The 24,474-nt window shown below is 70.5% G+C and carries 24 protein-coding genes and 3 tRNA genes; 13 read left to right on the top strand and 14 right to left on the bottom strand.

Annotated features, from left to right (window positions below; all coding sequences use genetic code 11):
- Window positions 1-52: 52 nt before the first annotated feature.
- Complete coding sequence (locus ASF49_RS16360) at window positions 53-3,499, top strand: YhdP family protein (RefSeq protein ID WP_056475115.1); 3,447 nt, start codon at window positions 53-55, stop codon at window positions 3,497-3,499.
- Between the two features lie 85 nt (window positions 3,500-3,584).
- Window positions 3,585-4,790, top strand: coding sequence for a GGDEF domain-containing protein (locus tag ASF49_RS16355; protein WP_056475109.1), 1,206 nt, complete (start codon window positions 3,585-3,587; stop codon window positions 4,788-4,790).
- A gap of 7 nt (window positions 4,791-4,797) precedes the next feature.
- On the opposite strand, the gene ASF49_RS16350 is transcribed toward ASF49_RS16355, so the two are convergent.
- Entirely contained in the window at window positions 4,798-5,670 is an 873-nt protein-coding gene (locus ASF49_RS16350) for an aldo/keto reductase family oxidoreductase (RefSeq protein ID WP_056475106.1), read from the bottom strand.
- 97 nt (window positions 5,671-5,767) lie between these two features.
- Here ASF49_RS16350 and ASF49_RS16345 point away from each other — a divergent pair, with 97 nt between their 5' ends.
- Window positions 5,768-6,673 carry a LysR family transcriptional regulator gene (locus tag ASF49_RS16345; protein ID WP_056475103.1) on the top strand — a complete coding sequence of 302 codons (906 nt, stop codon included), beginning with the start codon at window positions 5,768-5,770 and terminating at the stop codon, window positions 6,671-6,673.
- Window positions 6,674-6,697: 24 nt separating this feature from the next.
- On the opposite strand, the gene tyrS is transcribed toward ASF49_RS16345, so the two are convergent.
- Window positions 6,698-8,002: a tyrosine--tRNA ligase gene (gene tyrS, locus ASF49_RS16340; protein WP_056475102.1), complete on the bottom strand. Its 1,305-nt coding sequence runs from the start codon at window positions 8,000-8,002 to the stop codon at window positions 6,698-6,700.
- A 135-nt stretch (window positions 8,003-8,137) separates the two neighbouring features.
- Here tyrS and ASF49_RS16335 point away from each other — a divergent pair, with 135 nt between their 5' ends.
- The 3 genes from ASF49_RS16335 to ribB all read left to right on the top strand — a co-directional run bounded on the left by ASF49_RS16335 (window position 8,138) and on the right by ribB (window position 11,603).
- Entirely contained in the window at window positions 8,138-9,277 is a 1,140-nt protein-coding gene (locus ASF49_RS16335) for an anhydro-N-acetylmuramic acid kinase (RefSeq protein WP_200930071.1), read from the top strand.
- Between the two features lie 94 nt (window positions 9,278-9,371).
- Window positions 9,372-10,475, top strand: a complete 1,104-nt coding sequence (gene aroC / locus ASF49_RS16330) for a chorismate synthase (RefSeq protein ID WP_056475099.1) — start codon at window positions 9,372-9,374, stop codon at window positions 10,473-10,475.
- Window positions 10,476-10,526: 51 nt separating this feature from the next.
- Window positions 10,527-11,603, top strand: coding sequence for a 3,4-dihydroxy-2-butanone-4-phosphate synthase (gene ribB / locus ASF49_RS16325; RefSeq protein WP_056475095.1), 1,077 nt, complete (start codon window positions 10,527-10,529; stop codon window positions 11,601-11,603).
- Between the two features lie 97 nt (window positions 11,604-11,700).
- Here ribB and ASF49_RS16320 read toward each other — a convergent pair whose 3' ends face one another.
- Window positions 11,701-11,889 (bottom strand): hypothetical protein, encoded by a 189-nt coding sequence (locus ASF49_RS16320; RefSeq protein ID WP_056475092.1) that lies wholly within the window; start codon window positions 11,887-11,889, stop codon window positions 11,701-11,703.
- Between the two features lie 301 nt (window positions 11,890-12,190).
- Here ASF49_RS16320 and ASF49_RS16315 point away from each other — a divergent pair, with 301 nt between their 5' ends.
- A complete protein-coding gene (locus ASF49_RS16315; protein WP_056475089.1) occupies window positions 12,191-13,309 on the top strand; it encodes an FAD-dependent monooxygenase in 1,119 nt (372 codons plus the stop codon).
- A 121-nt stretch (window positions 13,310-13,430) separates the two neighbouring features.
- Here the strand turns inward: ASF49_RS16315 and ASF49_RS16310 are convergent.
- Both ASF49_RS16310 and ASF49_RS16305 read right to left on the bottom strand, forming a co-directional pair.
- A tRNA-Leu gene (locus ASF49_RS16310) sits at window positions 13,431-13,515 on the bottom strand.
- 135 nt (window positions 13,516-13,650) lie between these two features.
- A complete protein-coding gene (locus ASF49_RS16305) occupies window positions 13,651-13,956 on the bottom strand; it encodes a FliM/FliN family flagellar motor switch protein (RefSeq protein WP_056475087.1) in 306 nt (101 codons plus the stop codon).
- An 80-nt stretch (window positions 13,957-14,036) separates the two neighbouring features.
- On the opposite strand from ASF49_RS16305, the gene lipB reads away from it, so the two are divergent.
- Window positions 14,037-14,762, top strand: coding sequence for a lipoyl(octanoyl) transferase LipB (lipB, locus tag ASF49_RS16300; protein ID WP_056475084.1), 726 nt, complete (start codon window positions 14,037-14,039; stop codon window positions 14,760-14,762).
- Between the two features lie 55 nt (window positions 14,763-14,817).
- On the opposite strand, the gene ASF49_RS16295 is transcribed toward lipB, so the two are convergent.
- The 5 genes from ASF49_RS16295 to ASF49_RS16275 all read right to left on the bottom strand — a co-directional run bounded on the left by ASF49_RS16295 (window position 14,818) and on the right by ASF49_RS16275 (window position 17,944).
- Window positions 14,818-15,501, bottom strand: a complete 684-nt coding sequence (locus tag ASF49_RS16295) for a type 1 glutamine amidotransferase domain-containing protein (protein ID WP_056475080.1) — start codon at window positions 15,499-15,501, stop codon at window positions 14,818-14,820.
- 101 nt (window positions 15,502-15,602) lie between these two features.
- Window positions 15,603-15,851, bottom strand: coding sequence for a hypothetical protein (locus ASF49_RS16290; RefSeq protein ID WP_056475078.1), 249 nt, complete (start codon window positions 15,849-15,851; stop codon window positions 15,603-15,605).
- 89 nt (window positions 15,852-15,940) lie between these two features.
- The gene (locus tag ASF49_RS16285) at window positions 15,941-16,543 is read right to left on the bottom strand and encodes a TetR/AcrR family transcriptional regulator (RefSeq protein ID WP_056475073.1); all 603 of its coding nucleotides are present in this window, start codon (window positions 16,541-16,543) and stop codon (window positions 15,941-15,943) included.
- A gap of 136 nt (window positions 16,544-16,679) precedes the next feature.
- Entirely contained in the window at window positions 16,680-17,567 is an 888-nt protein-coding gene (locus ASF49_RS16280) for a cation diffusion facilitator family transporter (protein WP_056475070.1), read from the bottom strand.
- A 119-nt stretch (window positions 17,568-17,686) separates the two neighbouring features.
- Window positions 17,687-17,944 (bottom strand): hypothetical protein, encoded by a 258-nt coding sequence (locus ASF49_RS16275; RefSeq protein WP_056475067.1) that lies wholly within the window; start codon window positions 17,942-17,944, stop codon window positions 17,687-17,689.
- Window positions 17,945-18,113: 169 nt separating this feature from the next.
- Here ASF49_RS16275 and queA point away from each other — a divergent pair, with 169 nt between their 5' ends.
- From queA to ASF49_RS16260, 3 genes are all read left to right on the top strand, one after another.
- Window positions 18,114-19,199 (top strand): tRNA preQ1(34) S-adenosylmethionine ribosyltransferase-isomerase QueA, encoded by a 1,086-nt coding sequence (queA, locus tag ASF49_RS16270; protein ID WP_056475064.1) that lies wholly within the window; start codon window positions 18,114-18,116, stop codon window positions 19,197-19,199.
- A gap of 75 nt (window positions 19,200-19,274) precedes the next feature.
- Entirely contained in the window at window positions 19,275-20,429 is a 1,155-nt protein-coding gene (gene tgt / locus ASF49_RS16265) for a tRNA guanosine(34) transglycosylase Tgt (RefSeq protein ID WP_056475566.1), read from the top strand.
- A gap of 118 nt (window positions 20,430-20,547) precedes the next feature.
- Window positions 20,548-20,623: transfer RNA gene (locus ASF49_RS16260), tRNA-Lys, on the top strand.
- Window positions 20,624-20,746: 123 nt separating this feature from the next.
- Here the strand turns inward: ASF49_RS16260 and ASF49_RS16255 are convergent.
- The 3 genes from ASF49_RS16255 to ASF49_RS16250 form a co-directional block, all read right to left on the bottom strand.
- Entirely contained in the window at window positions 20,747-21,013 is a 267-nt protein-coding gene (locus ASF49_RS16255) for a hypothetical protein (protein WP_056475061.1), read from the bottom strand.
- A 344-nt stretch (window positions 21,014-21,357) separates the two neighbouring features.
- Window positions 21,358-21,576, bottom strand: coding sequence for a DUF6894 family protein (locus ASF49_RS23250; RefSeq protein ID WP_082511357.1), 219 nt, complete (start codon window positions 21,574-21,576; stop codon window positions 21,358-21,360).
- Between the two features lie 784 nt (window positions 21,577-22,360).
- Complete coding sequence (locus ASF49_RS16250; protein ID WP_056475056.1) at window positions 22,361-22,633, bottom strand: hypothetical protein; 273 nt, start codon at window positions 22,631-22,633, stop codon at window positions 22,361-22,363.
- A gap of 452 nt (window positions 22,634-23,085) precedes the next feature.
- Here ASF49_RS16250 and ASF49_RS16245 point away from each other — a divergent pair, with 452 nt between their 5' ends.
- A complete protein-coding gene (locus ASF49_RS16245) occupies window positions 23,086-23,325 on the top strand; it encodes a hypothetical protein (protein ID WP_156653056.1) in 240 nt (79 codons plus the stop codon).
- Between the two features lie 83 nt (window positions 23,326-23,408).
- On the opposite strand, the gene ASF49_RS16240 is transcribed toward ASF49_RS16245, so the two are convergent.
- Window positions 23,409-23,484 (bottom strand) — tRNA-Glu (locus ASF49_RS16240).
- A 156-nt stretch (window positions 23,485-23,640) separates the two neighbouring features.
- On the opposite strand from ASF49_RS16240, the gene rlmB reads away from it, so the two are divergent.
- Window positions 23,641-24,468, top strand: a complete 828-nt coding sequence (gene rlmB, locus ASF49_RS16235; protein WP_243214578.1) for a 23S rRNA (guanosine(2251)-2'-O)-methyltransferase RlmB — start codon at window positions 23,641-23,643, stop codon at window positions 24,466-24,468.
- Window positions 24,469-24,474: the final 6 nt, after the last annotated feature.

The following is a 24,474-nucleotide window of genomic DNA, read 5'->3' as shown; positions in this document are numbered from 1 at the left end:
ACAGCCGCTCGATAGCCCGAGGGGACGTTCCGATCCAGCGGCACAAGGATTGATGGACCAGGAAACGGCCAAAGGTTTGCGACCCGCGCGGCCCGCCGCCCGGCGGCGGCCGCTGCTCTGGATCGTGGCCGCCCTGGTGATCGGCCTGGTGATCGCCGTCGGCGGGCTGATCGGGCGCCTCGCCATGGGGCCGCTGCGGATCGACGGCATGTCGGAGCGGGTGGCCTCGGCCATCGCCGGCAGCATCGGTCCCGGCTGGCGCGTCAACCTCAGCGACAGCGCCCTGGAGATCGACCCCGAGAATTCCCTCGCCCTGCGGGTGGCCGGTCTCGACATCCGCAACCCGGAGGGCGCCCTCGTGGTCCGGGCGCCCCTGGCGGTGGTCAGCCTCGACACCTGGAGCCTGCTGCGCCTCGCGGTTCAGCCCCGCGCCATCGAGTTCCGCGACCTGCAGATGACCGCCCTGGTCCATCGCAACGGCAGCATCGCCTTCGCGGCCTCCGACAGCAGCCAGGCGGGGACGGTGGTGCCCCACACCCTGCCGAGCGTCGATGCCGCCGCCGGGCACGTCTCGCCGATCTCCGCCGGCGTCGCCTCGATCTTCGGCGTGGTGCTGGATTCCGCCGGCGTCATCGGCGCCCTCGACCGGGCGCGGATCACGAACGGGCGCCTGACGCTGATCGACGACGATGCCCGCCAACGCGCCGTCTTCGAGCACGTCAACGGCCTGTTCCGACGGGATGCCGTGCGCGACGCCCGGGTCTTCGAGCTGCGCATCGACGGACCGCACGGGGAATGGCGCTTCGGCGGCGACCTGCACGAGGCCGGCGGCACCAAGCGCACCGGCATCATCACCCTCGACGACCTGCCGATCAACGACCTCCTCCTCCTGTCCGGCCAGTCGAAGCTGCCGGTGGAGACCGACCTCAAGCTCTCGGCCAAGGCCGACGTGGCCATCGATGCCGGGCGCATCGAGACGATGACGGCCGAGATCCGCACCGGCGGCGGCAGCGTTCTCATCGAGGCGAAGGACTTCAACCCGGTCACCATCGACAGCCTCGCGGCCGCGGTGAGCTGGGACGAGGCCGGCCGGGCGATGAAGCTCGAGGCCCTCGACTATCGCGGGGCCGGCAACGCGGTGCATCTCTCCGGCGTCTGGACCGCCGCGCCGCAGGGCGCGGAATCCGCCTGGACCCTCGAGCTGTCGGGCAAGGATGCGGTCCTGCGCGGGGCCAATGCCGGCGACAAGCCGGTGACCCTGGACACGATCTCGAGCCACCTCACCGGCAAGGCCGGGGGGGTCGTCATCGACGACTTCTCGGTCCGGGCCGGGGTGGCGAGCGGCCGGATCACCGGAACCATCGGGACGGCCGCCGACGACGACGGTCTGACCCTGCACATCGTGGCCGCCGACACCGACGCGCGCATGGCCCTTCGCCTCTGGCCGGAACACGTGGTTCCGCCCGCGCGCAACTACCTCGTCGACAATCTGCGCGGCGGCCGGGTGAACGCCGTGGACATCACCGTGGACATGAGCGGCTCCGAACTCGCCGCCGCCACCCGCGGCGAGCCGATGCCCGACAACGCCGTCCATATCGACTTCGCGGTCTCCGACGCGAGCCTGATGGTCTCCGCCGACGCCCCGCCGCTGACGCGCGGGCGTGTCACCGGCACCATCACGGGCCTGACGACGACGATCCGCAACGTCACCGCCGACCTGCGCATGCAGGACAGTCGCACCCTGTCGATCTCCGACGGCTCCTTCGTCATCCCCAGGATCACGCCCGACACGATGGTGGCGCAGATCGGCCTGCGCCTCGGCGGCGGCGCGGACGCGCTGGTCTCCCTGCTGCAGACGAAGATGTTCAAGAGCCTGACCGGGGTCGACGTCGACCCGGCCACCGTCAAGGGCAGCGCCGACCTGCGGATCGATTTCCCGCTCAACCTCAAGCACATCCCCGACCTGCCGGAGCTTCCGGTCACGATGACGGGGACGCTGGCCGACATCGCCGTCGACAAGGCCTTCGGCAAGGAGCGCCTGGATGCCGGCCGCTTCTCGGTCTCCTACGACCGGGGTGCCTTCGCGCTGAAGGGCGACGGACGGGTGCTGGGGTCGGCGCTCACCGTCGACCTGCGCCAGCCGAAGGCCGGCGCGCCCGGCGAGGTCAACGTCGCCCTCGCCCTCGACGAAGCGTTGCGCGCCCGCAAGGGCCTGCCGGTGGCGCCGCTCCTGTCCGGCACGATCCCGGTGCGGATCAACGTGCCGATCGGGCGGCCCACAGCCGGCAAGCCGCCGATCCGGATCGAGGCCGACCTCGCCCGGGCCGGCAGCGACGGATTGCTGCCGGGCTTCACCAAGGCGGTCGGCAAGCCCGGCCGGGCCAGCTTCACGATGCAGGAGACCGCCGGCGGCGGCCTGGAGCTGCGCGACCTCGCCGTCGAAGCCGCGCCCCTGCTGGCGCGGGGCAGCGCCACGCTGAACGGCGAGGGCGGTTTCGAGCGGGCCGACCTGTCGAGCTTCAAGCTCTCGCCCGGCGACGACATGCGCCTGCAGGCCGAGCGCAACGGCAACGGCTACCGAATCGGCGTGAAGGGCGCCGTGGCCGATGCGCGCCCCTTCCTGCGCAACCTCGCCGGCTCCGACGCCAAGGGCGGCCGCGATGCCGCCCCGAAGGACATCGACGCCGATCTCAGTGTCGGCATCCTCACGGGCTTCAACGGCGAATCCCTCACCAACGCGACCGTCAAGGTCGCCCTGCGCGGGCGCGACATCCGCAGCGGACGCATCCAGGGCAAGTTCACCAGCGCGCCGTTCTCCGCGCAGATCACCCACAGCGATCGGGGCGTCTCGGGCATCGCCATCGAGACCCTCGATGCCGGCTCGACCCTGCGCTTCGCGGACATCTACAAGCGCATGTACGGGGGCAAGCTGATCATGACGAGCGCCCTGAACGACGGACCGCAGCCGGGCTCGGTCCAGATCCGCAACTTCGTCCTGCGCAACGAGCCCGCCCTGTCGAGCATCATGGCCCAGGGGCCGGCCACCAGCGAGGTCACGGACGCGCGCGGCCGGAAATACGTGGTCCAGAATGCCGGCAACGACGTGGAATTCGATCGCCTGCGGGCGATCTTCACCCGCACCGGCAGCCGCATCGACATCAGCGACGCCGCGATCTCGAACCCCGCCATGGGCTTCACGATGACGGGCTTCCTCGACACCGCCAAGGAACGCACCGACATCAACGGGACTTTCGTGCCCCTCTACGGCCTGAACAACGTCGTCTCGCAGCTGCCGATCCTCGGCCAGCTCCTCGGCGGCGGCCGCAACGAGGGGCTGTTCGCCCTGAACTTCCGCGTCTCGGGCCGCCTCGCCAAACCCGACGTCAGCGTGAACCCGCTCTCGGCCCTCGCGCCCGGCATCCTGCGCAAGCTGTTCAGCGCGGGCGGCGGCAATGACGGGCTCGCGGCCGGCACGCCGATGAACGAGATCGAGCGCTGAGGGCGTTCGGCCCCGTCCGACCCGGTTAGCGGGTTTGGAACCGGACCGGGTTAATCGTCCGTCAGACGAACGACGGAATGCCGCGTTGACCCTCGACATCGCCACCCTGCTCCTCGCCGCGATGGCGCTCGACGTCGGCATCGCCCTCTATGCCTGGGCGCTCTGGCTCAGCTGCCGCTCCGTCCGGATCCATCTCTGGGTCGCCGCCTCGGCCACCAGCGCGACGATCGGGTGCCTGCTCTACATGCTGCGCCAGGCGGCGCCCGACTGGGTGGCGATCTGGCTCGCCCAGGTCTGCTTCATCCAGACCTTCGCCTTCCTGTGGGCGGCGATCCGCCTAGTGCATCACCGGTCGCATCGGCTGAGCGTGGTCTGGGCCGCGTCGGCGGTCTGGTCGGCGGCCTGCCTCGTGCCGCCCCTCTTCGCGGCGGAGCAACTGCGCAACGTCGTCGCCACCCTCGGCTTCACGACCTACTGCCTCGCCATGTCGGTGGAGATGCTGCGGCCCGAGCAGGCGCGGCCGGCGATGAATCGGGTGCTGGCCGCCGCCCTGCTCTGGCTGCTCTCGGGCGCCTCCCTGACTCTCGCCGTCGACTCGGCCCTGCAGCGCGACATCGTCGTCCCGTTGAACCAGGCGCAGACCCGGGCCGCGCTCTGGCTGATGCTCTACCTGGTCATCTACACCGTCCTGATCCTCGCGGTGGTCACCCTGGAACTCGGCAACGAGGCGGAGCGCCAGCGCCGGGTGGCGACTCTCGACGGACTGACCGGCCTCCTCAACCGGCGCGCGTTCTTCGATCTGGCGGGACGCCTGACCGCACCGCATCGTGAGATGGCCGTGCTGATGCTCGACATTGACCATTTCAAGCGGATCAACGACCTGGAGGGCCATGCCGCCGGCGATGCGGCCCTGGTCCGCTTCGCCACCCTGTTGCGGCGGGCGACGGCCGGCGAGCCCACCGGCGACGGGCGCGGTCCGGTGCTCGCCCGTTTCGGAGGCGAGGAGTTCGTCTGCCTGATCCCGGGCGGCAACGAGGCGGACGGCACCCGTCTCGGCGAAACGATGCGGCGGACGGTCGAGACCGATCCCTCCACGCCGGAGCGACCGGCCATGACGGTGAGCATCGGCTTTGCCGCCGGGCCGATCCGTGCACGGACGCTGGACGCCCTGCTCCAGGCGGCCGATGCCGCGCTCTACCGGGCCAAGCACGCCGGGCGCAACCGCGTCGCGGGTGAGACGTTCGGCGGGGAGCCGGCCAGTTCCGACGGCCCGCGGATCCGGTGCGCCTGAACGCGTCTCAGCCCGCGCCCGCGATCCCGTCGAGGTCGGCGCGGGCGTCCTCGGGCAGCGTCAGGCCGGCGGCGGCCAAGTTCTCGCGCAGGTGCTCGGGCGAGGACGTGCCGGGGATCAGAAGGATGTTGGGCGACCGGGCGAGGAGCCAGGCGAGCGCGACCTGCATCGGCGTCGCGCCGAGGCGCGCGGCCACCTCCGACAGCGTCGTCGATTGCAGCGGGCTGAAACCGCCGAGCGGAAAGAACGGCACGTAGGCGATGCCGGCCGCGGCGAGGTCGTCGACCAGGGCGTCGTCGGCCCGGTGGGCGAGGTTGTAGGCGTTCTGCACGCAGGCGATCGGCACGATCGCGCGTCCCTCGGCGACCTGCCGCGGGGTCACGTTGCTGAGTCCGATCTGGCGGACGAGCCCTTGGCGCCGGAGGTCGGCCAGGACCTTCAGGGGCTCCGCGATGGAGCCCTCGGCGGGGCCGTGCACGTCGAGCATGATGCGCAGGTTGACGATTTCGAGGGCCTCCACACCGAGGTTCCGCAGGTTGTCGTGGACCGCCTCCGTCAGCGCCGCGGCCGAGAAGGCCGGGTTCCAGGAGGCGTCCGGGCCGCGGCGCGCGCCGATCTTGGTGACGATGACGAGGTCGTCCGGATAGGGGTGCAGCGCCTCGCGGATGATCTGGTTCGTGACGTGCGGGCCGTAGAAGTCGCTGGTGTCGATGTGGTTGACGCCGCCGGCGACCGCCGCGCGCAGGATTGCGACCGCCCGGGCGCGATCCTCGGGCGGTCCGAAGACGTGCGGCCCGGCGAGTTGCATGGCGCCGTAGCCGAGCCGGTTCACCGTGCGGTCGCCCAGCTTGTATGTGCCGGCTTGGTCGAGGTTCTTCATCGGGGTTCTCCGGAATGGGTCACGCACAGCTAGGCCCAGCGACGGGCCGCGATAATCCGGTACAGTCCGCACGGGTCGTGCGAACGGGCGAACAGCGATGACGGATCTCAGCGACCTCGTGGCCTTCGTCGCCGTGGCGGAGGCCGGCGGTTTTCGCGACGGTGCCCGTGCCAGCGGTTCGAGCGCCTCCGGACTGAGCGAGGCGGTGCGCCGGCTGGAGAGCCGCCTCGGCGTCCGGCTCCTCAACCGCACGACGCGCAGCACCGTCCCGACGGAGGCCGGGCTGCGCCTGCTGGAGCGCCTGAAGCCGGCCCTCGGCGAGGTCGCGGCGGCCGTCGACGTCGTCAACGGGTTCCGCGATCGTCCGGCCGGAACCCTCAGGCTCAACGTGCCGGTGAGCGCGGCCCGGCTCGTCCTGCCCCGGATCGTGCCGCCCTTCCTGGCGGCCTATCCGGATATCCGCCTGGAGGTGGTCGCCGATGACAGCTTCGTCGACGTGCTGGCGGCGGGCTGCGATGCCGGCATCCGCTACGACGAGCGGCTGGAGCAGGACATGGTCGCGGTGCCGATCGGCCCGCGCGAGCAGCGCTTCGCCACGGTCGCCGCGCCCGCCTATCTCGACCGGCGGGGACGCCCGGAGCATCCGCGTGATCTTCTCGACCACGCCTGCATCGGTGGCCGCTTCGCCAGCGGCGCGATGACGGCCTGGGAATTCGAGCGCGACGGCGAGACCGTCCGGGTCGACCCGTCGGGGCCCCTGATCGTGCGCGTTGGCGCCGCCACCGACCTCGCGGTCGAGGCGGCCGTCGCCGGAATCGGCATCCTCACCCTGTTCGAGGACTGGCTCCGGCCGCATCTCGACAGCGGCGCGCTGGAGGCCGTGCTCGAACCCTGGTGGCCCCGCTTCTCCGGGCCGTTCCTGTACTATCCCGGGCGGCGCTACCTTCCGGCGCCGCTCCGGGCCTTCGTCGATTTCGTCGGCCGGCAGCGGCGCGCGGCTTGAGGCCGCCGGCGCCTCGCGCCCGGCTCAGCCGACCCGGACGAGCACGTGCTTCTTGCGGCCGAACGAGAGCTTGATCACGCCATCCGCGGTGAGGTCCCCGGTCCGCAGCACCGCGCGCTCGTCCGTCACCGGCACGTCGTTGACGCGCAGGCCGCCGCTCTTGATCTGGCGGCGTCCCTCGCTGGTGGAGGGCAGCAGCTTGGCGAAGTCCGGTCCGAAGGCCGAGAGCACGCCGAGGCCGGCCTCCAGCAGGTCGGGCGAGACGTTGATGCTCGGCAGGTCCTGGGCCACCGTTCCCTCGACGAAGGTCTTCCGGGCGGTCTCGGCGGCGGCATCCGCCACCTCGCGGCCATGCATCAGGGCGGTGGCTTCGGTCGCCAGCACCTTCTTGGCCTCGTTGATGCCGGCGCCCGGCAGGCTTTCGAGACGCGCGATCTCGTCCATCGGCAGCAGGGTGAACAGCTTGAGGAAGCGGCCGACATCGGCGTCCTCGGTGTTGCGCCAGAACTGCCAGTAATCGTACGGGCTCAGCATGCCGGCATCGAGCCAGACCGCACCGGCGGCGGTCTTGCCCATCTTGGCGCCCGAGGCGGTGGTGAGGAGCGGGCAGGTCAGGCCGTAGAGCTGCGGCGTGCCCATGCGGCGGCCGAGATCGATGCCGTTGACGATGTTGCCCCACTGGTCCGAGCCGCCCATCTGCAGCACGCAAGCATAGCGCCGGTTCAGCTCCACGAAGTCGTAGGACTGGAGGATCATGTAGTTGAATTCCAGGAACGAAAGCTCCTGGTCGCGCTCCAGGCGCATGCGCACGCTGTCCATCGACATCATGCGGTTGACCGAGAAGTGGCGCCCGATGTCGCGCAGCATCTCGATGTAGTTCAGCTTCGTCAGCCACTCGGCGTTGTCGACCATGGTCGCGGCGTTGCCGCCGCCCTCGAACGTGAGGAAGCGCGCGAACGTCTTCTGGATGCCGGCCTTGTTCTCCTCGATCTGCTCGAGGGTGAGGATCTTGCGGCTCTCGTCGCGGCCCGACGGGTCGCCCACGCGGGTGGTGCCGCCGCCCATCAGGGTGATCGGCGTGCCGCCGGTGGCCTGCAGCCAGTGCAGCATCATGATCGACAGGAGGTGGCCGACATGCAGGGAGGCAGCCGTGCAATCGTACCCGACATAGGCCGTCAGCCGGCCCTCCCGCGCGGCCGCGTCGATGCCGGCGAGGTCCGAGCCCTGGTGGATGTAGCCGCGCTCGGTCAGCACCTTCAGGAAGTCGGATCGTGGCACGAAGGCGTCGACGGGCTTGGCGGGGGCAACCTGGGTGGCGTCGGGGGACATGCGAGGTTCCGGTCTGCTGGATCGCGGCGCGGGACAGGGCCGAAGGCCGCGTGATAGCACCGCACGGGATGTTTGGCCGGCTCTTAGCAGGGCTGCGGACGGAAGGCACGGGCATCGAGGCCCGGGGAGGGCACCATGACGATGATGCGCGCGATCGGATTGATGAGCGGCACCTCCCTCGACGGCGTCGACGTCGCCCTGATCGAGACCGACGGCGAGACGGTGCGCGTGGTCCAGAGCCACAACGGCTACCTTGAACCCCTGGGGCCGACGGGCTACCGCGGCTACACCGAGGAGGACCGGGCCCTGCTGCGCCAGGCGCTGGTGGATTCGGAAGGGGTCACCGCCCGCGAGGACCGGCCGGGCTGCCTCGCCGAGGCCGAGGCCTTCGTCACCGCCGCCCATGCCGAGGCGGTGGAGAGCTTTCTCGCCGCCAACGGCCTCGCGCCGTCCGATATCGACGTGATCGGCTTCCACGGCCAGACCGTGGTGCACCGGCCGGACCAGCGCATGAGCGTGCAGATCGGCGACGGCGCGGCCCTGAGCCGGCGCCTCGGGATCGCGGTGGTGTCGGACCTGCGCCACGCCGACGTGGTGGCGGGCGGGCAGGGGGCGCCCCTGGTGCCGGTGTTCCACCAGGCGCTGGCCCGCGCCTCCGGCTTCGAGGGCGCGCTCGGCATCCTCAACATCGGCGGCGTCGCCAACGCCACCATCCTGTCCTCGAACGGCGACGTCATCGCCTTCGACACGGGACCCGGCAACGCGCTGATCGACGACTGGATGCGCGAGCGCACCGGACGCCCCCTCGACGACGGCGGCCGCACCGCCGCCCGCGGGCGCCCCGACGAGCCGCTGCTCGCCTGGCTGCTGATCCACCCGTTCTTCGCCCGGCGCCCGCCGAAATCGCTGGACCGGAACTGGTTCTCCCACAAGCTCGCCGGCCAGCTCTCCACCGAGGACGGCGCGGCGACGCTGACCGCCTTCACCGCCCGGGCGGTGGCCCGTGCCCTCGACCACGCCCCGGAGATCCCGGCGCGCTGGATCGTGGCCGGCGGCGGCGCTCGCAACGGCGAGCTCGTGCGGCTGCTGAACTACCACCTGCGCGCCGAGATCACGACGGCGGATGCCATCGGCTGGTCCTCGGCCTACCTGGAGGCCCAGGCCTTCGCGCATCTCGCGGTGCGCTCGCTCAAGGGCCTGCCGATCACCTTCCCGTCGACCACCGGCGTGCGCGAGCCGACGACGGGCGGCGTGCTGGCGCGGCCCGACGCCTGAGGCGCGGCGCGTGTCCTGGCGCACGGTCGCTCCCGGACCGGTGCATGGCCGCCCGCTGGCCCTCGGACCAAACCCGCGCTAGAGCGGGGGCGCCATGTCGCACAATACGTTCGGACACCTGTTTCGCGTCACCACCTTCGGCGAGAGCCACGGGGTCGCCCTCGGCTGCGTCGTCGACGGCTGCCCGCCCGGCCTGCCCCTCTCGGCCGAGGACATCCAGGCGGAGCTCGACCGGCGCAAGCCGGGCCAGTCGCGCTTCACCACCCAGCGGCGCGAGCCCGACCAGGTCCGCATCCTCTCGGGCGTCTTCGCCGACGACCGCACCGGCGGCGTCCAGCTGACCACCGGCACCCCGATCGCCCTGGAGATCGAGAACACCGACCAGCGCTCGAAGGATTATTCCGAGATCCGCGACAGCTACCGGCCGGGACACGCCGACTACGCCTACGACGCCAAGTACGGCATCCGGGACTACCGCGGCGGCGGTCGCTCCTCGGCCCGCGAGACCGCCGCGCGGGTGGCGGCCGGCGCCGTCGCACGCAAGGTCCTGCCGGCCGGTCTGGTCATCCGCGCCGCCCTGGTCCAGATGGGTCCGCACGCCATCGACCGCTCCCGCTGGGATTGGGAGGCGGTGAACGCCAACCCGTTCTTCTGCCCGGACCCCGAGACGGCGCGCTTCTACGAGGACTACCTCGACGGCATCCGCAAGGACGGCTCCTCGGTGGGCGCGGTGATCGAGGTCGTGGCCGAAGGAGTGCCTCCCGGCCTCGGCGCGCCGATCTACGGCAAGCTCGATGCGGACCTCGCCGCCGCGATGATGTCGATCAACGCCGTGAAGGGCGTCGAGATCGGCGACGGCTTCGCCTCCGCCGCCCTCCGGGGCGAGGAGAACGCCGACGAGATGCGCTCGGGCAATGCCGGCGCCCCCACCTTCCTCGCCAATCATGCGGGCGGCGTTCTCGGCGGCATCTCCACCGGCCAGCCGGTGGTCTGCCGCTTCGCCGTGAAGCCGACCTCCTCGATCCTCACGCCACGCATGAGCGTGACCCGGGACAACCGCGACGTCGACCTCGTCACCAAGGGCCGCCACGACCCCTGCGTCGGCATCCGCGCCGTGCCGGTGGCCGAGGCCATGATGGCGTGCGTCCTCGCCGATCACTATCTGCGCCATCGGGGACAGGTCGGCGCGCGGGCCTGACCCCGCCCGCGCCCGCCATCGTCCGATCCGCGAAACGCCAAGAGACAGCCCGTGCCCCACACCCACGTCACGCAAGCCATCGAGGCCTATGCCCGCGGCGAGATCGTCGTCGTCACCGATGACGACGACCGCGAGAACGAGGGCGACCTCGTCGTCGCGGCCTCTCTCTGCACGCCGGAGAAGATGGCCTTCATCATCCGCAACACCTGCGGCATCGTCTGCGCGCCCCTGACCCGGGCCGAGGCCCGGCGCCTGCGCCTCGACCCGATGGTGGCCTCGAACGACGCGCCTTTGGGCACCGCCTTCACGGTGACGGTGGACGTCAAGCACGGGCTCACCACCGGGATCTCGGCCGAGCAGCGCTGCAACACGGTCCGGGCTCTGGCCAACGGCAACATGGGCGAGGACGACTTCGTCCGCCCCGGGCACGTCTTCCCGCTCATCGCCAAGGACGGCGGCGTGCTCATGCGCTCCGGCCACACCGAGGCGGCGGTCGACCTGTGCAAGCTCGCGGGCCTGCCGCCGGTGGGCGTGATCTGCGAGCTCGCCAACGACGACGGCACCGTGATGAAGGGGCCGCAGATCACGGCCTTCTCCGAGAAGCACGACCTGAAGCGCGTCTCGGTGGCGGACCTCATCGCCTACCGGCAGGCGCGCGAGACCCTGGTCGAGCGGGTCTCCAGCTTCCCGGTCAAGACCGAGTTCGGCGAGATGACGGGCTACGCCTACACCACGCCCTTCGAGACCGTGCAGCAATTCGCCTTCGTCCACGGCCGCATCGGCGACGGCACGAACGTGCTGGTGCGCCTGCACCGCTCCAACGTGGTGGCCGACGTGATCGAGGGGGGGCGCCAGATCGAGGCGGTGATGCGGCGGTTCGCGCAGGAAGGCCGCGGCGTCCTGGTCTACCTGCGCGACGGCACGGCCGGGGTGCCGCTCAATCCCATCGCCGAGGAGGGCTCGGAAGCCCAGCGCGTCGCGCAGTGGCGCGAGGTCGGCCTCGGGGCGCAGATTCTGCGCGACCTCGGGATCTCGTCGATCCGCAACCTCGCGACGTCCTCGCGGGCCTATGTCGGCCTGTCCGGCTTCGGCATCGAGTTTCTCGGCGACGAGCGGCTCGAAGGCTGAGGCGCCGCTCGATGCCGGGGCGACGGCGGCGCCCGATGCGCGGCGTCGGACGGCCGGCGAGGTTCGAAGCCTCCCGGCCGCTCAGGCCTCGGGATCCTCAGGACTCTCGGGCCTTGGGACCGCTCGACCAGGACAGGCGGCGCGGCTGAGGTCGGGGGCGCTCGTGCACCGTGTCGCGCCGGGTCAGGATCTCGCGCACCGCCAGGATGGTGAAGCGGTACCAGATGTAGGCGTTTCGCCGGATTCGCCGGGCGCCCGTCGCATCCACGTCGTCGATCAACCGCATCCCGCTTCCCTCACCGCTCGACGAGCTTCCGCGTAAGTCCTACGTAGAAATGCCCGGGATGGAACCCACTTTCGTTCACCATGAAGCCGAGACGCGCGCGCGGAGCGCCCCGCACCCGGCGCCGCACGCCTCGGGTCGTAGCAAGCGCCGGGCCGAAGACGGCCGCGCTCTAGGAAGGTCCGCCACCGCATCCGGTTCCCCGCCCTCAGCAACATTGTGACCGAGCCGACCGTGACGCGGTCCCGGCACCGGCACCGTCGATGTGATCCAGGACGGCGGCCGACATTTCTCGGGAGACATCATGGCGGATGACGCGACGAACCGGGTTCTCATCGCCGGGCTGGCGATGGCGCGGGCGCTACACCGCCGCGGGATGCCTGGGCTGGTCCTGGAGCGGCGGGCGGACGTCGCAGAAGCCGGCCTCGCCATCAACCTGCCGGGCAATGCGGTGCAGGCCCTGGCGCAGCTCGGTCTGGCCGACGCGCTCGGGCAGGTCGGATCGCCCATCCGGCGCCGGGAGTACCGCACGGAACGCGGCCGTCTGCTGTTCGCCGTCGACGAGGGAGCGTTCTGGGGCGCGCGAGCGCATCCGCGCTGCGTGCGCCGCGGCGATCTCCTGCGCCTCCTGGCGGACGGACTGCCCGCGGACGCCGTGCGGCGGGGGCGTGCGGTCGCCGCCATCCGCCAGAGTGCCGGGGACGTGAGCGTGGAGCTCGCCGATGGGGCGGTCGAGCGGGGCGGCTGGCTCGTCGGCGCCGACGGCGTGCACTCGGCGGTCAGGCGATCCGTGTTCGGGGAGGCGGCACCCAGCCCAGCGCTCCTGGGTCAGGCGAGCTGGCGCTTCATGGCACGGAATCCGGGGCTCGACGCCTGGACGCTCTGGGCCGGCGCCGGCGGTCTCTTCCTGCTCATTCCCGTGGACCGCGACGAGGTGTACGGCTGGGCCTCGGTCGGTGGGGCAGGCGCCGCCGGCCGCGATCTCGCGGCGGTGCGCCGGGTGTTCGATCGGTTTCCCCAGCCCGTCCAGGACACCCTGGACCGGATCCTGTTGCGTCCCGACGCGATCCACCACTCTCCGCTCGAGGAAGTTCGGGTCGCTCACTGGACCGAGGGTCGCGTCCTCCTGATGGGCGACGCCGCCCATGCCACCGCGCCGGTCTGGGCCCAGGGCGCGGCCTTGGCCCTCGAAGATGCGCTGGTGCTGGCCGGCCTGCTGGCGGGGGGAGGGGACCGGGACGGCATCGGCCCGGCCTACGAGGCCCTGCGCCGGCCCCGGGTCGGCCATATCCAGGCCATGACCGATCGCCTGTCGCGCACGGCGACGATGCCGGACTGGGCGCGAAACCTGCTGCTGCCGCTGATCGGTCCGCGCAGCTACCGCGCCACCTACGCAAAGCTTCGCGTGCCGGTCTCGGCCTGAGCGAACGCCGCAGGGCGACGCGCGCTCCGACGCGGAGCGGTCTCGATCGAAATGTCGGGGACGTTCGGGAGGCCTGGTAGCGGCCTCGTCAGTTCAGAGGGAAACACCAACTCCGTTGAGTTGGTGCGGCCAAGAGGACTCGAACCTCCACCCCTTGCAGGACTAGCACCTCAAGCTAGCGCGTCTACCAATTCCGCCATGGCCGCATCGTCAACACACCGTTCGCGTCGGTCACCGGGCCCGGAGATGCTGTCTCACTCGGCTGCGGCGGCCGATCTCTCGGGGCGCGGCGCAGCCAATAACAGACGGATTTCCGTCCGACAAGCGTCGCGAGGGCGGGATCAGAGGAAATCGACGCCGCCTTCGAGGACCGGCACCGCGCCCTCGCCGATGGTCACGCCCGCGAGGCGCACCACCTCGGCCTTACGGATCAGCTCCGTGATCTCCACGGAGATGCGGTTGCCGGTCACCACGATCTGGCCGCGGGCGATCGGGTGGTCGTTGGCGAGAATCTCGACCATATCGGACTCGGTGGATTCGAGTTCGATCACGGCACCGCGGCCCATGCGGAGCAGCATGTGCAGCGGCATGTGACTGCGTCCGAGCACCACCTTAAGATCGACCTTCAGGTCTTCGAAAACCGCCACGCGACCTGCCCCTCGTTCCGGGGCAACGCGCGACGCGGCGCCCGCCCTTCCGTCCACCTTCCACGCGCGATGGTGAAGTCTTGGTAAACGAAACCATAACCGCGGCCCGGCTGGCGCTCCCGTCGGGGGACTTTCGCGCCGGGGCCGGCTCGGCGCCGGTCGCGTGGCGGATCAGCGACGCGCCCGTTCCCTACGCGGAGGCCGTGGCCGCCATGGAGGCGCGGGCCGAGGCCATCGCGGCGGGCCGGGCGCCGGAACTCGTCTGGCTCCTGGAGCATCCGCCGCTCTACACGGCCGGAACCTCGGCGCGGGCGGCCGACCTCGTCGAGCCGGAGCGCTTTCCCGTGCATCCGACGGGGCGCGGCGGGCAGTACACCTATCACGGGCCGGGACAGCGCGTGGCCTACGTGATGCTCGACCTCGACCGGCGGCGCCGGGACCTGCGCGCCTACGTGGCCGCTCTGGAAGCCTGGATCATCGCGACCCTGGAAGCCTTCAACGTCCGCGGCGAGCGGCGGGAGGACCGGGTCGGGGTCTGGGTCCGGCGGCCGGAGCGGGGCGCCGGCGTCGAGGACAAGATCGCCGCCATCGGCATCCGCGTCCGGCGCTGGGTCAGCTTCCACGGCATCAGCCTCAACGTGGAGCCCGACCTGACGCACTTCTCCGGCATCGTGCCCTGCGGCATCGCCGGCCATGGCGTCACGAGCCTCGTCGACCTCGGCCACCTCGTCTCGATGGCCGAGGTCGACATGCAACTGCGCTCCGCCTTCGAGGAGATCTTCGGCGCGACGGTGTCGGTCGACTGACCCGCCCGGCCGCGCCGCTCCGACCTCGTCGCCGCTGGCCCTTTTCCCGGGTGCGTCAGGCGCTGACGAGCATCGCGAGCAGGCGCTCGGCCGCAGGGCCGGAGGACGCCGGATTCTGCCCGGTGATCAGCAGGCCGTCCGCGACCACGTACGGCGCCCAGTCGCCCGCCTTGGAGAAGGTGCCGCCGTTCCGCTTGAGCTCGTCCTCGACCAGGAAGGGAACGACCGCGGTCAGGCCGACCGCCTCTTCCTCGGTGTTGGTGAAGCCGGTGACGGCCTTGCCCGCGACGAGCGGCGCGCCGTCGGGCGTCTTCGCGTGGCGCAGCACGCCGGGGGCGTGGCAGACGAGGGTCACGGGCTTGCCGGCCTGGAGCGTGCTCTCGATCAGCCGCACCGAGGTCGGATCCTCGGCCAAGTCCCAGAGCGGACCATGGCCGCCGGGATAGAACACGGCATCGAAGCCATCATGGGTCACGCCATCGAGCCGGACCGTGTCCGACAGGACGGCGTTGGCTTGGCCGTCGGCCTCGAAGCGGCGGGTCAGGTCCGTCTGGAAGCCGGGTTCATTGCTCTTGGGGTCGAGGGGCGGCCGGCCGCCCTTGGGCGAGGCCAGCACGAGTTCGGCGCCCGCATCCTTGAACACGTAATAGGGCGCGGCGAGTTCCTCGAGCCAGAAACCGGTCTTCCGGCCGGTGTCTCCGAGGGTGTCGTGCGAGGTCAGGACCATCAGGATCTTCATGAGTCTTCTCCGTCCGTGAAACGTTCGGGTGTCGTGAAGGGTCGTGTCGATCGGCGGCCGCAGGACCTGCCCGATCGGTCGCGTGTCGGTTCGTCCGCGCGTCAGTGCCGGACGGACCACACGGGGGCATCGGTGCGCTCCGCGATCGTCTCGCGCATCGGCCGGGCTTCGGATCGCTGCGACGAGGCGGCGGACCGGCGGCTCGTGTCCGGCCCGGCCATGCGGACGGCGCCGATCACCTCCAGGGTGATGCGCTCCTCGGCCGAGGCGGCAGCCCCCCCGAACAGGGCGGCTCCGAGTTCGGCGAGCAGAAGGTAGGGCGCGACGGCGTGGGTGGGTTGGATACGCATTAGATTCTCTTGATTGGTAGCAATTGAGTAGACCGGTCGTCTTAGAAGCCGGCGGGCCGAAATCCCCGTATACGTCCCGGCCCAAGCGATCAGGCCGGATGCGGATCGAGGATCCGCCGGGTCGTGGCCAACGCGGCCTCGAACGGCGCGTCGGAGCGCTCGATCTTCGCCATGAGGCTCGCGCCGAGCCAGAGGTGATAGAGCGTCTCGGCGACGTCCCGGGCGCGGCCCTCGACCCGCAGAGACCCGTCCGCCACCCCAGCCTCAATGGCTCGGGTCACCCGCTCGAGAATTCCCGCCGTCCCGGCCTTGAGGGCCAGGCGCATCGGCTCGGACAGGTCCGAGACCTCGGCGGCCAGCTTCACGGCCAGGCACTTGCGCTGATGATCGATACTGCCCTGGGTCGCCTGCCACTTGCGCCAGTAGGTCATCAGGCGCTCGGCATGGCTGAGGCCTGGCTCCGCCAGGGTGGCGTCGATATCGGCGAGATAATCCGCGAAGTAATCCGCCAGCAACGCTTCGCCGAAGGCCTCCTTGGAGCCGAAATAGTGGTAGAACGACCCCTTCGGGACCCGTGCGGCGGCCAGGATCTCGTTGAGACCGACGCCCGAAAACCCCTTCGCACCCACGATGCGGTGGGCCGTATCGAGGATGCCCTGCCGGACATCGATGTTGCCGCTCGCCTGTGCCATGACGCTGATCTAGCTCACATTAGACCGGTCGTCTAGTAGCAGGACGACATTTTTGCGCGGACGGCCTCTGCAGGCGAGACGGCCCGGCGGACGGACGCCCGTCGGATCGGCCACGATGGAACCGACGCTTCGTCCGCTAGATCACCGGGACGCCCCGACCCTTGGCATGCTCGCCCGGCTCGACATGGATGACCACCACCGAACCTTCGATCGCGGTTTCGATCGCCTGTTCGAGCCGATCGCAGATCGCGTGCGAATCCTGCACCGTCATCGTGCCCGGCACCACGAGGTGGAAATCGATGAAGGTGGCCTGCCCCGCATGGCGGGTGCGGACGTCGTGGGCCTCCAGGGCGCCGGTGCTGTGGGTCGAGATGAGGTCGCGGATCTGCGCCACCATCTCGCTCGGCGCCGCCTTGTCCATCAGGCCGCTCACCGAATCGCGGACCATGCCCCAGCCGGACCACAGGATGTTGAGGGCGACCAGCCCGGCGATGAGCGGATCGAGGATCGCGTAGCCGGTGACCGCCACCAGGGCGACGCCGACGAGGACGCCGCCGGAGGTGACGACATCGGCCATCACGTGGCGCGCATCGGCCACCAGGGCGGGGGAGCGCCAGGCCCGGCCCCGGCGCAGCAGGATTACGGCCCAGGCGCCGTTGACCGCCGTGGCCACGAGGTTGACGAGGAGGCCGGTCACGGGCGCGTCGAGGGCCCTGGGATCGAGGAGGCCGTGGAAGGATTCGCGCAGGATCAGGATCGCCGCCACGATGATGAGCGCGCCCTCGATCACGGCGGAGAAGTACTCGGCCTTGTGGTGACCGTAGGGGTGGTCGGCATCGGCCGGGCGGGCGGCGACCCGCAGGGCGACGAGGGCGAACACCGCCGCCACCACGTTGATGATGCTCTCCAGGGCGTCGGAGTACAGCGCGAGGCTGCCGGTGACCCAGTAGGCGGCGAACTTGAGCCCCATCACCAGGGTGCCGAGGCCGGCGCTCAGGAGGGCGGCTTTCTGAGTGCGGTCCATCACGACGTCCGGTCTCGACCCGGACGGGGCGGTGCCGCCCGGTGGCGGGGCCATAGCGCCCGTGCCCACGCCAAGGCCACGGCAAAGGTTGAACCCGTCGCTGAACGATTGAGCCGGGGCTATGCCGTCTCCGGCCCATCCGCCGGATCGGAGGCATCCGCCGCCGGGGATCGGCGCCCCGCCTCGCGGGCGGCGAAGCGCGCGCCCTCCGCCCGGGCGCGCTCGGCCTTGCGCCGGAGGCTCCGTGCGCTCCAGTTCCAGCGCGCAGCGCCGGCCAGGGCCTCGAGGCGCTGCGCCTCGCGCTCCCAGTACGACACCAGCTGTCCGTCCAGGGTGACGCGGCCCGGCCGCACCGGCCGGGTGATCCCGTCGCTCATGCCTCGCTCTCCTGCCTCGAACGCTCGCTGTACCGGTCGGACTATCGCAACCTGAGGTCGCCGCGGCTAGTGGTTACGCACGATCGCCCGGCCGGAAGTCCGAACCGCCCGCTGGCCCGCGGGTTCCGAACCATTGATCCGCGCGGGCAAACCATGCAGTTGGCGCGGCATGCGCGTCGATCTCTTCGATTTCGAACTGCCTGAGGCCAGCATCGCCCTGCGGCCCCCGGTGCCCCGCGATGCCGGGCGCCTCCTCGTGGTCCGGCCCGGAAAGGGCCTGGAGGACCGGCGGGTGCGCGACCTCGCGCAGCTCCTGCGCCGGGGCGACGCCCTGGTTTTCAACGACACCCGGGTGATCCCGGCCCGCCTCGCCGGCCTGCGCCACCGCGCGGGCGCGCCGGGCCTGCGCATGGAGGCGATGCTGCACCTGCGGGAGGCGGCCGATACCTGGCGCGCCTTCGCCCGGCCGGGCAAGCGCCTCGCGCCCGGCGACCGGGTGCGCTTCGGCCGTCACGGCACCAGCGAACCCTGCGCGCTCGGCGGCCTCGACGCCACCATCGCGGCGAAGGGGGAGGGGGGCGAGATCACCCTGCGCTTCGATCTGACCGGGCCGGCGCTCGACGAGGCCATCGCCGCCATCGGAGACCTGCCGCTGCCGCCCTACATCGCCGGCAAGCGACCCACCGACGCGCAGGACGCCACCGATTATCAGACCGTCTATGCCCGCGAGCCCGGCGCGGTGGCGGCGCCCACCGCCGGCCTGCACTTCTCCGAGGCGATGCTGGCCGAGCTCGATGCCGCCGGCATCGCCCGCCACACCGTGACCCTGCACGTGGGCGCCGGCACCTTCCTGCCGGTGAAGGCCGACGACACCGCGGACCACCGCATGCATGCCGAGATCGGCCGCCTCGACGCGGAGACCGCCGAGGCCCTCAATGCCGTGCGGGCGCGGGGCGGGCGCGTCGTCGCCGTCGGCACCACGGCCCTGCGTCTCTTGGAGAGCGCGGCCGATGCCGATGGGCGGCTCCGCCCCTTCGCCGGGCAGACCGAGATCTTCATCACCCCGGGCACCCGCATCCGCGCGGTCGACGCCCTGATGACCAACTTCCACCTGCCGCGCTCGACCCTGTTCATGCTGGTCTCGGCCTTCTCGGGCCTGGAGACCATGCGGACGGCCTACGCGCACGCCGTCGCGGCGGGCTACCGCTTCTACTCCTACGGCGATTCCAGCCTGCTGTTCCCGGCGCGGGGTTGAGGCCCACGCCACCTCCGGGTTTGCCTCGAAACGGCCGCAGGCCCTAAGACGGCGCCCATGTCCGAGCACACCGTCATGTCCGAGCCCGCTCCGCCGCCCGCCGAATTCGGCTTTCGCGTCGACGCCACCGACGGGGCGGCGCGCACCGGGGCGATCACGATGCCCCGCGGCACCATCCGGACGCCGGCCTTCATGCCGGTGGGCACCGCGGCCACCGTCAAGGCGATGTATCCGGGGCAGGTCCGCGAACTCGGGGCCGACGTGGTCCTGGGCAACACCTACCACCTGATGCTGCGGCCCGGCCCCGAGCGCATGGCCCGCCTCGGCGGCCTGCACCACTTCATGAACTGGCCGCACCCGATCCTCACGGATTCCGGCGGGTTCCAGGTCATGTCGCTCTCCGCGTTGCGCAAGCTCGACGAGCAGGGCGTCACCTTCCGCTCCCACGTGGACGGCTCGACCCATCACATGAGCCCGGAGCGCTCCATCGAGATCCAGGGGCTGCTCGCCTCCGACATCCAGATGCAGCTCGACGAGTGCGTCCGCCTGCCGGCCGACCACGCCACCATCGAGAAGGCGATGCACCTGTCCCTGCGCTGGGCCGAGCGCTGCCGGGTGGCCTTCGGCACCCAGCCCGGCAAGGCGATGTTCGGCATCGTCCAGGGCGGCGACGTGCCGGCCCTGCGGGTGGAGAGCGCCCGCGCCCTCGTCGATCTCGACCTCAAGGGCTACGCCATCGGCGGCCTGGCAGTGGGCGAGCCCCAGGAGGTGATGCTGGCGATGATCGAGACGGTGGAGCCGCACCTGCCGGCGGACAAGCCGCGCTACCTCATGGGCGTCGGCACGCCGGACGACCTGATGCGCTCGGTGGCCCGCGGCATCGACATGTTCGACTGCGTGATGCCGACCCGCGCCGGCCGCCACGGCCTCGCCTACACCCGGCACGGCCGGATCAACCTGCGCAATGCCCGCCACGCCGAGGACACGCGCCCCCTCGACGAGGCCTCCGCCTGCCCGGCGGCCCGCGACTATTCCCGGGCCTACCTGCACCATCTCGTGCGCAGCGACGAGATCCTGGGCATGATGCTGCTGACCCGGAACAACCTGTCCTACTACCAGGACCTCATGGCGGCCCTGCGCGCCGCCATCGCGCAGGGCCGCCTCGCCGATTTCTGCGACGAGACCCGCGCGGCCTGGGTCCGGGCCGAGGCCGCGCGTGCCGCGCCCTGAGGCGCCGTCCCCCGGGGACGACCGGGAAGCCGGTTGACCCCATACCGCCGACCCCCTATTGCGAGCCACGCCGTACGACGCAGGCCGGCCCTCAGAGCCGTGAGGCCCCGTCGCACGCGAGCGCGTAGCTCAGTTGGTAGAGCAACGGACTTTTAATCTGTAGGTCCTGGGTTCGAGTCCCAGCGCGCTCACCACTTGCCTTCGGCAGTCCCGACGATCCGGCACCACACGGCTCCGCGACACGACGCAGGTCTCGCCGGAAACCCCGGGCCTCGCCCGTCCGCACCCGCAGCCGGGAAGCGGTCGCGCGGCGCCGCTCAGTCGCCGAATTCCAGGGCGGCTCGCTCCGCGGGGCGGACCGGCATCGCGGCTGGGCCGCTCGGGGTCGATCCGCCGGCCGCCGGGGCCGCGGACGGGGGCCGGTGGTTCACCGCGATCTCGGCGAGGAGCAGGAGGACGACGGCGGCGAAGATCCAGGCGAGTCCGAACAGGACGAGGTCCGCCCAGCGCTGAAGGGCCCGGATCGCCACGCAACCGACCACGAAGGCACCGGCGAGGGCGACGGGAGTCAGGTTCGCGGTCATGGGCGCTCGGCGGTTCCGGAAGGTCCAGGACGGCAACCGCCCGGGGCGCGGCCCGTTTCATCGCGCGGCATCACACGTCCGGTAGCGGACAGACTCCCTTGCGGCCGACGCGGAGCGGGTCGGGGCTTCGGTCGGATGCCATCGATCTGGCGGGTCGCGCCGGATGCGGTCCGGATCGCGCGACCATGCAGGTTGGCCGACCTGGACGCGGTCGGGAGGGGCTCGAGGATCCCGAGATCAGTGGCCGCGCTCGCGCCGAAGCTTAGCCGAGATGATCCGAAGATGGCTGCGCTTGGAGGCCGAACGACATCTTCGGGGGATGAATGTTGCGTCGGCGATGACCTTCAGGTGATCGTGATGCGCTGTTGGATGACGCCGTCCTCGTCTCTCACCTGCATGGTCCAGCTTGCGCCCGCGCCGATCAGATTGCCCTCTCGACGCATCTCATTGACCACGACCTTCGCCTGCTCGACAGCTTGATCAAGACTATCAGCTTCAACACCCTCGTTGTCATGCAGTAAAGTCTTTTCATCTGTCAGATCGAAGAAGAAACGCGGCGACAATGTAGTCTCCTATGACATCTTCCCTGAAATCCGATCGAACACCGGAGACTAAGTAATTACAAGCCCACAAAGACGCAAAATCCCTCTTGATTGCAGCGTCAAAATGCACTTACTTGAAGCGTTCGGAAGCAGAAAGTCCTTTCTGGACTATCGTCCTAACTCTACCCTTCGTGAAACAGTCCGCTGGCTGATGAGCAATCGGGGGTCATGGCCATGATGTACAAGCAGGACCGCAGCAGTTTATCGACCGTACGCGGCGGCGATGGACACATGGCAGCGGTCCGCGCCCACATGCGAAGCATCCTGGCAAAGATTATTATCCGCGAGGCGATGCCGGTAGCTACCCAAAGGGACAGCGAAACACGTCCTTAGCAGTATATTTCCTTGGCTCGCCACTCAGGGTGGCGACGCGGGGACAGTCTGCGCATGGCCAGACGGCTCTCGCGTGGGCGCGCCAGGAGCCAGATTCGGCCGGCAGACCCGTTTCGATGGTGCCCGCGGCCTGACGCGGCGAACGGCGTTCCGCGTGCTCTCCGCCATCGAACCCGCGCTTCGGCGAAAGTCCCATCCGGGGCAGGACGCCGCGAAATGAGCCCGCGCCCATACGCAGATCGCTTCCTCTTCACCCGACCTCGAAGCTGCGAAGGCCATGCGGGACCGGCTCGGTGTGGCTGTCCGCCTCGATGTTTCGCCGGTGGCGGTCGACGGTCCGCCGGAACTGGAGAACGAAGACCCGTCCGGCCGTGGCCGAACGGGTCTTCGCATACGGCCGATGCCGTTCGCCTCAGCGGCTGCTGCCGCCCGCGCTGCTGTTGGGCACGGCCTGTTCCGGCTTGCTGGCATTGCCGCCGGCGGCCGAATCCGTGGTCGCCGTCTCGGCGCCGGTGGCGCCCCGCGAAACGGACACGCTCGGATCGTTGCCCGTGGTGTTCGGCTGGCCTTGGACCACGGCTCCGCCCGGCTGCCCGGGCGCGGCCCCGGGGGCCGTCGCGGGCTGCGCCCATGCGGAGAGGCTGATGAGCGAGGCGCCGAGGGCGAGGGCGGTGGTTCTGATCATGGCGGTTCCCAGTTGAAAGGCTGTCGGGGCAACAGCCTGATCCGCCTGGTCGTTCCCACGAAAAATCCCGCCAGGATCGCTCCCAGCGGGCAAAGGTGTTCCTCGGTGTTCCTGGGTGGAACGCCTTACCCTGACAGGTGGTATTCCAGAGCGGAAGGGTTCGTCCGGGCCTTCAGCGACAACGGTGCCGGATCGAAACACGCATCGGGGCTGACGTTCCGACCGATCCTTCCCCGGCGGCCGGCGGAGGTCCGGTCTCGGCGCCGACCGGGCGGAGGGCGCAGCGCGGCCAGGGCGCGATGACTGCACAAGAAATCGGCATGGTCGAAGCAGCGATGCTCGATCCGAAATCTGGATCTTGGAACGGTCTTCGCATAATCTGTCGGCAATACGAAGCTCCTGAGACATCAATTGATAGAAATAACTGAAGTTATATCTGTATGGAGCGCCAGATGTCGAAGATCGATGTCGTGAGTTCGGAGTATCAGGACTGGCAGGAGGCGATGGATGGACTCGCCGAGCTGGAAAACAGCCTGGAACTGTCCGACAGGGAAAAGACCATACAACTCCTCGCCCTCATCGCCCGCAGCCTCATCGATCTCAACTACAGCACCCTTTCGATGAAGGAGATGTTGGCGAAGATCTCGCTGAGGAACACGGTCCAGGACCGCGAGCACCTGCCCGACGTGTAGCGGAGCCGCGTCCGGGGCGCGGTGACGCCTGCGCCCACGCGCGAGCGAACCATGCGCGGACCAACGATGTCGGGGGTATTCCGTGGCGCGCCCTACGGGAATCGAACCCGTGTTTTCGCCGTGAAAGGGCGACGTCCTGGACCGCTAGACGAAGGGCGCCGCTGCGGTGAGCGGTTCTATATGCGGCTTCGGGCGCGGGGGCAACGGGGGAAACGCCGCGGGTTTGCCGCTTGACGAACGAGCCCCCGGCCGGTTTGTCGGGCGTGAGATGCGGCCCGCACCCTGGATCGGCGGCCCGAGAGCGGACCTGACTGCATGACGACGCGACGCGACGGCCCGCCAGGGCCGAGGACGAACAAGCCCGGCTTCTCCCGCGGTCCCTTCCGGCGCGGCCCGCCGCAGAACCAGCGCGGCGCCTCGAGCGTCGCGGCGGCCTCGGGCGATCATGTCGTGCTCTACGGCTGGCATCCGGTGGCGCAGGCGCTCGCCAACGAGGGCCGCAAGCTGCACCGCCTGCTCGCCACCGAGAACGCCATGATCCGGCTCACCGAGGAGATCGGGACGCTGCGGATCGATCCCGAACTGGTGCGGCCGAGCGCCATCAACGCGCTGCTGGGGCCGGATGCCGTGCACCAGGGCCTCTACCTCGAAGCCGACCCGCTGCCGGGGCCGGACCTCGACGACCTGGGCGACGACGTGCTGCTCCTCGCCCTGGATCAGATCACCGACCCGCACAATGTCGGCGCGATCGTGCGCACCGCCGCCGCCTTCGGGGTGGCGGGCATCATCACCACGGCGCGGCACTCGCCCAACGCCACCGGCGTGCTCGCCAAGTCCGCCTCCGGCGGCCTGGAGCACGTGCCGCTCATCGTGGTGCGCAACCTGTCCGACGCCCTGGTCGATCTGGGCAAGCGCGGCTTCACCCGGATCGGCCTCGATTCCGACGCCGAGACCGCACTGGACAGCATCGGCCCGAAGCGGCCGGCGGTGATCGTGCTCGGCGCCGAGGGCAAGGGCCTGCGCCAGCGCACCCGCGAGAATTGCGACGTGCTGGCCCGCATCCCGTTCAGCGGCGAGATCCGCAGCATCAACGTCTCGAACGCCGCCGCGATCACCCTCTACGCCCTCAGCCCCCGCGGCTGAGGCGGG

This window comes from Methylobacterium sp. Leaf104 (assembly GCF_001422885.1).
Taxonomy (GTDB): domain Bacteria; phylum Pseudomonadota; class Alphaproteobacteria; order Rhizobiales; family Beijerinckiaceae; genus Methylobacterium.
The sequence above is the reverse complement of the archived record's forward strand: the minus strand, read 5'-3'. Positions and strand labels throughout refer to the sequence as shown.

Coding starts and splice junctions, on each gene's coding strand:
- ASF49_RS16360 (WP_056475115.1), top strand. CDS start 53: ATGGACCAGGAAACGGCCAAAGGTTTGCGACCCGCGCGGCCCGCCGCC.
- ASF49_RS16350 (WP_056475106.1), bottom strand. CDS start 5,670: ATGAAGAACCTCGACCAAGCCGGCACATACAAGCTGGGCGACCGCACG.
- ASF49_RS16345 (WP_056475103.1), top strand. CDS start 5,768: ATGACGGATCTCAGCGACCTCGTGGCCTTCGTCGCCGTGGCGGAGGCC.
- tyrS (WP_056475102.1), bottom strand. CDS start 8,002: ATGTCCCCCGACGCCACCCAGGTTGCCCCCGCCAAGCCCGTCGACGCC.
- ASF49_RS16335 (WP_200930071.1), top strand. CDS start 8,138: ATGACGATGATGCGCGCGATCGGATTGATGAGCGGCACCTCCCTCGAC.
- aroC (WP_056475099.1), top strand. CDS start 9,372: ATGTCGCACAATACGTTCGGACACCTGTTTCGCGTCACCACCTTCGGC.
- ASF49_RS16320 (WP_056475092.1), bottom strand. CDS start 11,889: ATGCGGTTGATCGACGACGTGGATGCGACGGGCGCCCGGCGAATCCGG.
- ASF49_RS16315 (WP_056475089.1), top strand. CDS start 12,191: ATGGCGGATGACGCGACGAACCGGGTTCTCATCGCCGGGCTGGCGATG.
- ASF49_RS16295 (WP_056475080.1), bottom strand. CDS start 15,501: ATGAAGATCCTGATGGTCCTGACCTCGCACGACACCCTCGGAGACACC.
- ASF49_RS16290 (WP_056475078.1), bottom strand. CDS start 15,851: ATGCGTATCCAACCCACCCACGCCGTCGCGCCCTACCTTCTGCTCGCC.
- ASF49_RS16285 (WP_056475073.1), bottom strand. CDS start 16,543: ATGGCACAGGCGAGCGGCAACATCGATGTCCGGCAGGGCATCCTCGAT.
- ASF49_RS16280 (WP_056475070.1), bottom strand. CDS start 17,567: ATGGACCGCACTCAGAAAGCCGCCCTCCTGAGCGCCGGCCTCGGCACC.
- ASF49_RS16275 (WP_056475067.1), bottom strand. CDS start 17,944: ATGAGCGACGGGATCACCCGGCCGGTGCGGCCGGGCCGCGTCACCCTG.
- queA (WP_056475064.1), top strand. CDS start 18,114: ATGCGCGTCGATCTCTTCGATTTCGAACTGCCTGAGGCCAGCATCGCC.
- tgt (WP_056475566.1), top strand. CDS start 19,275: ATGTCCGAGCCCGCTCCGCCGCCCGCCGAATTCGGCTTTCGCGTCGAC.
- ASF49_RS16255 (WP_056475061.1), bottom strand. CDS start 21,013: ATGACCGCGAACCTGACTCCCGTCGCCCTCGCCGGTGCCTTCGTGGTC.
- ASF49_RS16250 (WP_056475056.1), bottom strand. CDS start 22,633: ATGATCAGAACCACCGCCCTCGCCCTCGGCGCCTCGCTCATCAGCCTC.
- ASF49_RS16245 (WP_156653056.1), top strand. CDS start 23,086: ATGTCGAAGATCGATGTCGTGAGTTCGGAGTATCAGGACTGGCAGGAG.
- rlmB (WP_243214578.1), top strand. CDS start 23,641: ATGACGACGCGACGCGACGGCCCGCCAGGGCCGAGGACGAACAAGCCC.